The organism is Bartonella sp. CL100XZDX (assembly GCF_042195375.1).
Classification (GTDB): Bacteria; Pseudomonadota; Alphaproteobacteria; order Rhizobiales; family Rhizobiaceae; genus Bartonella.
This window is the reverse complement of the sequence record NZ_JBHIOH010000086.1, coordinates 1-10,294: the sequence shown is the minus strand read 5'-3', so window position 1 is coordinate 10,294 and position 10,294 is coordinate 1. Positions and strand designations below refer to the sequence as shown.

The 10,294-nt window shown below is 40.2% G+C and carries 10 protein-coding genes and 1 pseudogene; 8 read left to right on the top strand and 3 right to left on the bottom strand.

All coding sequences use genetic code 11. From position 1 onward, the window contains the following. Nucleotides 1-551, top strand: a 551-nt coding sequence (locus tag ACFILU_RS09490; RefSeq protein WP_375675725.1) for a hypothetical protein, incomplete at its 5' end; no start/stop codon positions are given. Here the strand turns inward: ACFILU_RS09490 and ACFILU_RS09485 are convergent. Then, nucleotides 535-1,080 (bottom strand): hypothetical protein, encoded by a 546-nt coding sequence (locus tag ACFILU_RS09485; protein ID WP_375675724.1) that lies wholly within the window; start codon nt 1,078-1,080, stop codon nt 535-537. The two genes, ACFILU_RS09490 and ACFILU_RS09485, sit on opposite strands and share 17 nt — an antisense overlap. A 204-nt stretch (nt 1,081-1,284) precedes the next feature. Here ACFILU_RS09485 and ACFILU_RS09480 point away from each other — a divergent pair, with 204 nt between their 5' ends. The 7 genes from ACFILU_RS09480 (at nt 1,285) to ACFILU_RS09450 (ending at nt 7,678) form a co-directional block, all read left to right on the top strand. Beyond that, a complete protein-coding gene (locus ACFILU_RS09480) occupies nt 1,285-1,617 on the top strand; it encodes a hypothetical protein (RefSeq protein ID WP_375675722.1) in 333 nt (110 codons plus the stop codon). Then, the gene (locus ACFILU_RS09475; protein ID WP_375675720.1) at nt 1,598-2,752 is read left to right on the top strand and encodes a PBSX family phage terminase large subunit; all 1,155 of its coding nucleotides are present in this window, start codon (nt 1,598-1,600) and stop codon (nt 2,750-2,752) included. Before ACFILU_RS09480 ends, ACFILU_RS09475 begins: the two co-directional genes overlap by 20 nt. Beyond that, nucleotides 2,737-4,746, top strand: coding sequence for a portal protein (locus ACFILU_RS09470; protein WP_375675719.1), 2,010 nt, complete (start codon nt 2,737-2,739; stop codon nt 4,744-4,746). Before ACFILU_RS09475 ends, ACFILU_RS09470 begins: the two co-directional genes overlap by 16 nt. 25 nt (nt 4,747-4,771) lie before the next feature. Then, on the top strand, nt 4,772-5,665 hold the full coding sequence (locus ACFILU_RS09465) for a hypothetical protein (RefSeq protein ID WP_375675727.1): 894 nt from the start codon (nt 4,772-4,774) through the stop codon (nt 5,663-5,665). 92 nt (nt 5,666-5,757) lie between these two features. Continuing rightward, a complete protein-coding gene (locus ACFILU_RS09460) occupies nt 5,758-6,885 on the top strand; it encodes a N4-gp56 family major capsid protein (protein WP_015856180.1) in 1,128 nt (375 codons plus the stop codon). Nucleotides 6,886-6,905: 20 nt separating this feature from the next. Continuing rightward, entirely contained in the window at nt 6,906-7,286 is a 381-nt protein-coding gene (locus ACFILU_RS09455) for a hypothetical protein (protein ID WP_375675718.1), read from the top strand. 11 nt (nt 7,287-7,297) lie between these two features. After that, complete coding sequence (locus ACFILU_RS09450) at nt 7,298-7,678, top strand: hypothetical protein (protein ID WP_375675717.1); 381 nt, start codon at nt 7,298-7,300, stop codon at nt 7,676-7,678. A 1,469-nt stretch (nt 7,679-9,147) separates the two neighbouring features. On the opposite strand, the gene ACFILU_RS09445 is transcribed toward ACFILU_RS09450, so the two are convergent. Continuing rightward, nucleotides 9,148-9,927: a hypothetical protein gene (locus ACFILU_RS09445; protein ID WP_375675715.1), complete on the bottom strand. Its 780-nt coding sequence runs from the start codon at nt 9,925-9,927 to the stop codon at nt 9,148-9,150. A gap of 99 nt (nt 9,928-10,026) precedes the next feature. Then, a pseudogene (locus tag ACFILU_RS09440) lies at nt 10,027-10,294 on the bottom strand (hypothetical protein); the annotation flags it as partial.

Sequence of the window (10,294 nt, the reverse complement as noted above, 5' to 3'; positions counted from 1 at the left end):
AAAAAAATAAAAAAAGGGGACGCCCTAAAATAGCAGGGCAGGTAAGAGAACCAAACGGACGTATCTCACGTTGCAAAACACCGCGTGAAGCCGTTGATAAATTGGCAATAGAGATACGTGCAAAGCGCTTCGGTTTAACGCTACAGGAGGCAAAAAATCCACTCTCTGGGTCTTACATAGGGCGGCTTTGTTTACAAGGCGTGATTACTCAAGAGCAATATGACGCCGCCCAGCAATATCTACAGATAAGGAATAATTACCTTTGTGCAAAGGGCTTGCCTAATGCTATTTATGATGATGTTTCTACAAACTCAGACCCTAATAGCTTTGAGCAATGGGTTGAAAAAGCAACGCGTCATTATCAATCTGTTCACGAGGCAATAAAAGAGGCGCAACATCTCTATAGACAGTACAATCTTTATGCAGCGCTACAGTACCTTGTTAGTGAAGATCAAGAATTACTACATCTTGTGAGTTCGCTAAAGGTTGCTCTTAATGCGCTTCAAAAGTATTTTTCGCAAAATTATGTAACTATCAATAAAAGTGAATGATAAACTTATATAACGCTTCACTTTCATAATCTAGTTTATGAAGTTTTCTTTTATTTTCAATTATCCGCTTTTCAATTATAGGAAGGGCTTTCAGAATTTCTGATTCCTCCATATGGTTCTTAGATTGTTTTGCTTTATTTAGATCCTCTATTGCACTTATTTTTTGTAGCATACTGCCGGTTAAATCGCTAAAACTATTGTTTCTTTCCCACAGTATATCATGCCATTCTCTTATCATATTTACATGTTGTTCAAAACGTTCTTTTGATAAAGTCGACATGTTATGCAAGAAATATACTTCTTCTATCATTCTAATTTCTTTGAATCTTTTTTCCCACCATTCGTTTCCATGAATTAGGTGATTATGAAGTTCGGTTTTTAATTCTGTGGTTACTTTTGAACAGAATAACTTATTAAAAAATGAAGAAGATTCTTCAGAATTAGCATATCCATTTGAAGTGGATATAAAACACGTTGTAAAAAGTGTGATAATTAATACTCTTCTAAAGAGAGTTTTTTTTATAGACATTGTTTTCTACCTTAATTTACATCTTAATTATCTAACCGATTCCCTTTGAATATATCAATATGTGTTATTTTTGTGTTGACAAAGTGATGCAAATCGTATTTAATGACAATTACGGCACTAGTCGTATTGTATCTAAATGAGCGTGATGTACAGTTCAAAATCCCCGCAAATGCGGGGTTTTTTATTATCTGGAGGGTGTATTTTATGACATCACAAAATACAGAACAGGCTCCACAACCCATTAAAAAGCGTATACCACCAAAGGCAGGTCAAGGGCGGGTAAAAGGCGTTCCGAATAAGATGACGCGCATTTTAAAAGAAGCAGTGGTTAAGGCTGCTGAGAATGCTGGGAATAAAATTGGCAAGGATGGTTTGATCTCCTATTTGGAAAAGCAGGCTATAGAATGTCCAGCGGCTTATTTAGCGTTGCTTGGTAAGGTGTTGCCTTTGCAGGTAACAGGTGAAGATGGGGGAGCCATTAAGGTGATAACGCGTGTAGAAATCGCGCCTTTGGTCAATGACGACACGACAGATTAATATTGTTCCAAAGCTTATACCGATTTTTACAGGTACGGCTTTGGTGCGTGCGGCGTGGGGTGGACGAGGGTCTGGAAAGACAAGATCATTTGCCTTGATGGCTGCTTTAAAAGGCTATCAATTTGGTATGCAGGGGATATCGGGGACCATTCTTTGTGCACGTCAGTTTCAAAACTCGCTAGCAGAAAGTTCATTGGAGGAAATTAAGCGCGCCATTGAAGCGCACGACTTTTTAAAGGACTATTACAAGGTTGGGGAGTCGTCGATTAAGTCGATAGATGGTCGCGTAGCCTTTCAGTTTTCTGGTCTGGACCGTAATATTGCGAGCATTAAATCGATGGGGCGTATTTTGCTTTGTTGGGTTGATGAGGCAGAGCCGGTTACAGAGACAGCTTGGCAAACGCTTATACCGACTTTACGAGAAGAAGGAGAGGGATGGCGGGCAGAGTTATGGGTAACATGGAACCCGTTGCGAGAGAATGCCCCCGTTGAGAAGCGGTTTCGCTTTTCAGACAATGAGGCAATTAAGCGTGTTGAGATCAACTGGTCAGACAATCCGAAGTTTCCCAAGATCTTGAATGAAGCACGACTTGATGACCTTAGAAACCGTCCAGAGACCTATAAGCATATCTGGGAAGGGGCTTATCTTACAGCGGTTCAAGGCGCTTATTATCAGAAAGAGATGTTGGCAGCCGAGCAGGAGGGGCGGATAGGGCGTGTTGCTCGTGACCCCTTGATGCAAATACGTGCTTTTTGGGACATTGGGGGAACAGGAGCCAAGGCAGATGCCACAGCGATATGGATAGCACAGTTTGTTGGTCGAGAAATCAGAGTGCTTAATTATTACGAAGCACAGGGGCAGCCGTTATCGGAGCATATCGGTTGGTTGCGTCAAAATGGTTATGAGAAGGCACTGATGGTTTTGCCCCATGATGGTGCGACCAGAGACCGTGTGCACAATGTGAGTTTTGAGAGCGCTTTAAATGATGCGGGTTTTGAAACGCAAGTTGTTCCNCATGGAGCAGATGCCTTTGGATTGATGTGCGTGGCTTATGAAGAACCTCCGACGATACAAAGGCGACCAGCTTATAGCGGCAGAACGGAATATGAGAGTACCTCATGGATGGCAGAATGATGTATGATGAAGAGCATTTAGATAAAGAAAGTAACGCATCAGATTTGTCGACAGAAGGCTTATTTCGTAAGCTTGTCAGTTGGTACAAAGAAGATGTGGAGCATGTGAATAAATGGCGTGAACATGCGCGGGAGGATTTTCGTTTTTACAATGGTGATCAGTGGAATGAGGCTGATTTAGCGGCGTTAAAAGAGCAACGCCGCCCCGTTATGACCTTTAATCGTATTGCTCCGCTTGTAAATGCTGTTGTGGGTTCAGAGCGTAATAATAAGCGCGAAGTGCAGTTTATTCCCCGTCAAGTAGGCAAGGCATTGCCAAGTGAATTGCTTACCGGTGCGGCAGAATGGTTTCGAGACATGGCGCATGCAGAATACGCTGATAGTGATGCTTTCCAAGATGCGGTTATCTGCGGCATGGGGTGGACTGATACTCGCCTTGATTATGAAAACAGCTTTGATGGTGAACCGGTTATTACGCGTTTAGATCCTTTAAAAATGGTTTGGGACAGTGCAGCGGTACAACCGAATTTAACCGATGCACAACGTTTGTGGTATGTAGACCGCAAGCCTTTGGAAGTAGCCAAGCAGATGTTTCCCAAAGCCCATTGGACAGAACTGAGTGCAGATTGGGCGCGTGATGGGGTTGCTTATGAGGGCATTCATCATAATGATCTTGAAGCTTACGATGATGAGAAGGGCATTGATGTTGAAAACGGTCGACGGATGATCACGCTTGTTGAATGCCGTTGGTTTGAAAGCGAGCGATATTACAAAGCGCCCGATTTAAGCACTGGAGAACTTCGTGATTATAGCGAGGAAGAATTTAAACAGCTCCAGTGCATGATGCCCGATATCCAAGGGGCGGCTTTCAATAAAAAGGTTGTAAGGCGTGCTTTTTTAGGGAGAAAGCTGCTTGAAGCGCCTGATAAGCCCTTGGTTCCAGCTGGTCAATTGGGTTGGGAGTGTATAACGGGGTATTTTGATAAGATAGAACGGCAATTTTATGGGGTTGTGCGCCCAACGAAAGACCCGCAACGGTGGGCGAATAAATATTTCAGTCAAGTGATGTATATCCTTAATAGCCAATCCAAAGGCGGGATAATGGCAGAGAGTGGTGCATTTAAGGATGAGAGAGAAGCAGCAAAAAGTTTAAGCCGATCAGACAGTATTACATGGGTTAAACCTAACGCATTGGCACAAGGAAAGATCCAACCCAAACCCGTAGCACAGTTTCCACAAGGCTTTTTCCAGCTGTTTAATGAAGCAAAGGAAGCAATTAATCAGGTGACGGGTTTATCGCCCGAATTCATTGGTACAAGGGAAGTGACACAAGCGGGTATTTTGGAGGCACAACGACGCCAATCCAGTTTAAATTTGCTTGCTTGTCTGTTTGATGGTTTACGTTTGTACCGCAAGCGGCAAGGTAAGATTATTTTGCACTTGATACAGAATTACTTGTCCGATGGGCGTTTGGTACGGATATCTGGTGAAGAGAATGCGCAATATATTCCATTGACGCGTGAAGAAGTAACGAGTGTCGAGTATGATATTGTTGTTGATGATGCGCCAACCAGCCCGAATGAGAAAGAGCGCACCTTCGGTATCATCACACAACTGCTTCCATTGCTTCAAAATGCCATTACGCCGGATATTATGCTTGATCTACTTCGTTATTCTCCATTGCCGGCGTCATTACTCAATCGTGTCAGTGAGAAGTTCCAACAGCAACAAATGGCACAACAACAGCAGATGGACCCCGAGCAGGAAATGAAGTTGCAAGAAAAGCAGCAAGATATTGCGGCTAAAAGTCAGATGCAACAGATGGATTTACAAGGCAAGCAGATTGAATTGGTTATGCGTCAAAAGAGAGCAGAATTGGAAGCGGAATTGATGCAACAGAAGCATGAGCTTGAACGGGAGCGTATTCTTAATGAACGAGCGCAAAATCAAATCATGCGTGAAAGAGCGGCAACATACAGAGGAAGAAGCATTTGAGAGAGGTTAGAGAATGAATGCAGAAATGAACGAAGCGATGAATGAAGCTATGAATGAAGATTACAGAGTTGGAGCACCGGTCTTTGATGATGAGAGCTCTTTTGATGCCGGCACTTATGATGGTGAAACGATTGATAATGATGATATTACGTCTCCAGAGCCGGTTGTGCAGTCCGTTGAAAAACCTTCAGAGATTGTTCCTAGTATAGAACAGCAGCGTATGGAGCAACAAGCCAAACAAGCTCGTGAAGCGCTTGTCAAGCTTTATGAACCCCAAACCCAGACGCCAATGGTTGAAGGTGAAAATGCACCCCCAGACCTACGTGAGGACCCTGTTCGTTTAGTGGCGTGGATGTTAGATAAGATTCAAAAGCAAGATGCGTATATTAGGGAACAGAAAGAAGCGCTAAGACAAGCTGAGGAACGGCAGCAGCATGATATACGTCTTGGTGAATTTTTTAATAATTCTGTTAAGTCGTTTCAAAATAAATCCAGTGATTTTGATGCCGCGGCAAATTTTCTTTATGAGGCACGCGCAAAGGAATTGAGTTCTTGGTCATCACTTTATCCTGAGTATGGACAACAAAACACGATAGATGCGATTATAAGAGATCAATTGCATGCTCTTGTAGCGACTTGTGCACAAAGAGATCTCAATCCGGCAGAAGAGATTTATAGAATAGCGCAAAATCTTGGCTATCAGAACCAAGCAGTACAAGCGAATAATCAAGTTGCAGAACTTCAAAGTCGGCAGAATTCTGCGCGGACTTTGACAGCATCTGGAGGAGGGGGGAGTACTGGACCAATGACTTTAGCAAGCATTGATAGGATGTCAGAAGAAGAATTTGACGTTTGGATATCAAATCCGAAAAATAAAGCGATTTTTCGGCAATTACACGGTGCTGGTAACGGGTATTAAGAGTGCATTTTATAGAAATTAGTCTGTTTTATACAGGGCTATGATCCGGCTTTTAAGCCGGTTTTTTTTTACAGCAAAGAAAGGTAAAATCAATGGCATTAACAACAGTTAGAGCAGATGATCCTCATGCGATAAGCACGTGGTCAAAATTATTAAATACAGAAGTTTCAAAGGCGATACCTATTGCCCCTCTTATAGGCAGGGGTTCAAACAGCATTATTCAACTTAAAACTGAAACACAGAAGGGCAGAGGGGATTGTGTTACATTTAGCTTACGTACACAGCTTTTGGGACGGGGTGTTACCTCAGGACAGACGCTTGAGGGGAATGAAGAGGCATTACAATTCCTTCATGACAGACTATATATTGACGAGCTTTCGCATGCAGTTCGTGTAGAAAATGAAGGTAGTATAGCGCAACAACGTACAACGTTTGATTTGCGTGACGAAGCAAAAGATGGCTTAGTTGATTGGTATGCAGATCGCTTAAGCTTGATGTTTTTCATTCAAGCTTGCGGATATACAGCAAGGACAATCTCTTTTGAAGATCGGATGATAGATATCGAGAATGTGCATTATGGATTTAATGAACCTCTGGCACCAAGTAGTAAGCGAATTATCCGTCCAGATGGTAAAACCAAGGATGAAGAGCTAAGTGAAGCGCCAAAACACAGCTTTAGTTTGAAGCTTATTGACGAAGCTGTAAAAATGGCGAAACTTGCTAATCCCAAAATTCGACCAGTACGTGTGAATGGGGAGAGTGTTTATGTTCTCTATTTGCATCCAACACAAGTGATGCAATTGCGTACCAATACAGAGACTGGTCAGTGGCTTGATATTCAGAAAGCTGCTTACACAGGCTCTCGTGCGCAAAACCCAATCTTTGATGGTTCTTTAGGCATGTATAATGGTGTGATTTTACGTGAATCTGAACATGTCACCCATGGGGTAAAATCTACCGATCATACAGCGAAAAAAAGTGTGCGTCGTGCTGTTTTTCTTGGAGCACAAAGTATCGTTATGGCTTTTGGAAATAATCGCAATGTCAATCGCTATAAATTGGTGGAAGAGCATTTCGACTATCAACGTTACTATGGTTTGTCTGCGAAAACACTGATTGGAATGAAGAAAACCCGTTTCAAATTTCCAAATAGCTCTCAAGCAGCGCAAGATTTTGGAACGATTGTTATCCCCACCTACAGTGGTGAACCTGATAATTAATCATAGGGAGGAAACAAGACATGGCAGATCAATTACCACCTCCATTACAGGGAAGAAATCTTCACACCCAACAGGTAAGTTTCTTACGTTTGAATATTTCGCATAAAGATAAGCATTTGACGCGCAAAATCGGAATTTTGCCTCGTGGCGCTTTGATCACTTCGATGAAGGCTTTTGTCAAGACCGCGTTTTCTGAGGCAAAATTAAAGATAGGCAGCACCTATGGCGGCAATGAGTTCAGTGAAAAAGACATCAAAGTCCTAGGCACGCAAGATTTTACGCCAACAGATCAAAAGTCTTTTGTTGCAGATGATAAGGAGATGACCCTTTATGCAACACGAGACAAAACCACTGATGCTGGTGAATGTATTGTGGTTGTGCAATTCGTAACAAATCATTGAGGGGATAAGACATGGCAGATTATTTACCACAGCCCTTGCAAGGGAGAAATCTTCATACCCAGCAGGTAAGCTTTTTGCGGCTTAATTTTAGCTATGAAGATAAAGAAAACGCTATGAGAATAGGTACGCTACCTCGTGGTGCTTTGATTACTTCAATTAAAGTGTTTGTTAAGACAGCATTTTCGGACACAAAGGTCAAAATAGGGTGCACTGCTGGAGGGACTGAGTTTGGTGAAGCAGAAATCAAACAACAGGCAGTCAAAGAGGTTAAGCCAACCAATCAGAAGGAGTTTATCCCTTATGATGAAGAACTTACTCTCTATGCTAAAGCTGATAAGACAGTACAAGCTGGTCAAGCAAGTATAGTCGTTGAATTCGTAACCAATTGTTAAGAGAAGTCTGATGACACGTCATTATATTCGGGTTAAGACCGGAGGACCAATACCTGTAAAGCGAGATGTTTATCGTCATAAGAGAACACTTTCGCACTTAGTGTCGGTCATATAAGATATAATACTAAAAAATACAATAAAGTCAATAGGTTGTGTGAAATTATTTTATATGAATCCACTTAAGAATCCACACTTTTATACGTGATTCATTTGACCATTTTTTATAAACAATTGCCATGTATGAATAGACCATAAAAAGCAAATCATGATGTAAATGTTATAACGCATGTGTGCATTCAAATGAAATGAAAAGCAGATATCATTTATAACAGTTTATAAATTTTATGACACGTTTTTATCACAGCACAAATCACATTATTTAAAAATTTAGTCGTTTGGAATTATCGATTATACGTTTAAAGAATGGTATGAGTTTTGCTCTTTTTTGAGCGAAACCTTAAAAAGGAATAATCGTTTGAAGCAATCATAAGCTTATAGGTTTAATTTATAAAGATTGCATAAAAGGATTAAGGATAAGATCGCTTTTAAAACGCTTAATAAAAGTTAAAAAAACGATAAAGAGGTATTTTATATCTTATGAAATGAAAAGCCTTTTAATGAATAGATTGCAGACTAGTTTTTAAGAATGGAACTATTCGCTTCCACAAAAAAATGGAGGCAAATAATGCCATGGCAGTAGAATTACTATCTACTTTAGATTTGGTACTAAAAACGTTTTAAAAGTTATAGTTTAAAAATACAGAGCACAAATATAGAGCGATTAATTTGCAAAAAAGTTATGTTTGAGTGCAAAATAAAAATACGCTTATGAGAACCTCTCTAAATGAACGTTTAAACGTTTGAAATAGATGTTTATAACAGTTTTTAAAGCCTTGCGTTTGATAAAAGCGGTTGCTTATTGTCTTATGAGAGTTTGTTTTAAAAGCCAACTTTTGCAACTGTAAAAAACGGGTTTTGTTAAAGCTATCAAGCGTTTTGATTTGTTTGATAGGTTTTGATTTTAGAATATAAGTTATTTGAATTCACTCAACTCAATTTTAAAGTCAGTATATTGAAACGTTTTAAAAGAAGCATTTTGATCATGTGCTTTGTTTCAAATGACCACCTCACAAAGGAGGGGGTATGATTGATACGTTTGATAGCCATAACAAGCGTTTTATAGGCTCTCTCATTCAAATGAGTGATTAAAGATCATACGCACATTTACGTTCCTTTTGATAAGTTTTCATATCTCTCATAGAGCGCTTGCAATATGATACGTTTTGTATATATGCACTGATTACTCCATTGTGGATGATTCATTTTAATCAATAAGAAACGCTATTTGAAAGCCGCGTCATATCACTTGACACGGCTTTTTTATGTTACTCTCTCTTTTATGATATGTTTATAGCAATGCATTTTATATGCGTTTATAACCAAAAGAAGGCACGCCCCCATGTCTCTTTTTATTCTGTTTTATCAGTTATATTGATAAGCTTATCGCCTTCATACACCTCACAATTTTTTGGAACCAACCTTACTTTGCTTTTTTTGTTGATTTTTGCATTGCCATAAGCACGCCCCCAGATCGTTGCACAATATGAGATTTTAGCATTGCCATAAACAGAGCCATAAATCTCACAAGAACCACTCACACAAGCATTGCCATAAACCTTGCCATAAATTTTTGCACGACCATTAATAACAGCATAATTATAAATTTTTGCATGGCTATAAATACAAGCCAAGCCAGAAACCTTGGCATGACCATAAACGCGTGCATAACTAAAAACCGTAGCATCATAAGAAACATGCGCATGGTCATAAATATGAGCATCAGCAAGAATGCGGGCACTACCATTCACATGAGCATACCCATAAACATTGCCATAAACATGAGCATTGCCATAGACAAAAGCATGGTCATAAACTTTAGCATATTGAGAGATAAAAGCCTTTCCATAGACTTCAGCATTGCCATAAACTTGACCACAGACTTGAGAAAAATGGCGTATTTTTGCATTTTCATACACCCTTGCATGACCGTAGACACAAGTCTCATCATAGACCCAGCAATTGCCATCATGGGATAGGTTAACTTCCTTTTCAATAAAGCCGCCTAAAGACCCCGCCTTTATATCATCAAAATCTTTTAAAGCTTTAATGCGATAAAGGTTTATAATATTTCGAGTAAGAGCATGTTTGATTTTTTTGATTTCACTGGTTAATTCATATTTTTTACACATAGAGATACCCTCACAATCTAATGTGATAAACGTTTTCTAAAATTTGAAATGGAAAAATTGGGTTGGAAAGCAGGCGCCCCCGCCGCGCCCGCGCATTATTTACGCAGCGTTATTTTCAATAATCTTTACAACGGTATCGTTTTCATAAACCTCACAATTTATGGGAACCCAATAAAGATCACTATGTCTTTTTAACCTTGCATTGCCATAGACATTATCTATGACCATGAAATAACCAGAGATTTTTGCATTGCCATCAACACAGCCTTTAATCTTGGCATGGCACCCCACGCTAGCATTCCCATAAACCTTGCCATAAATTTTAGCAGCGCCACTGATAACAGCATGATCATAAACTACCGCCTTG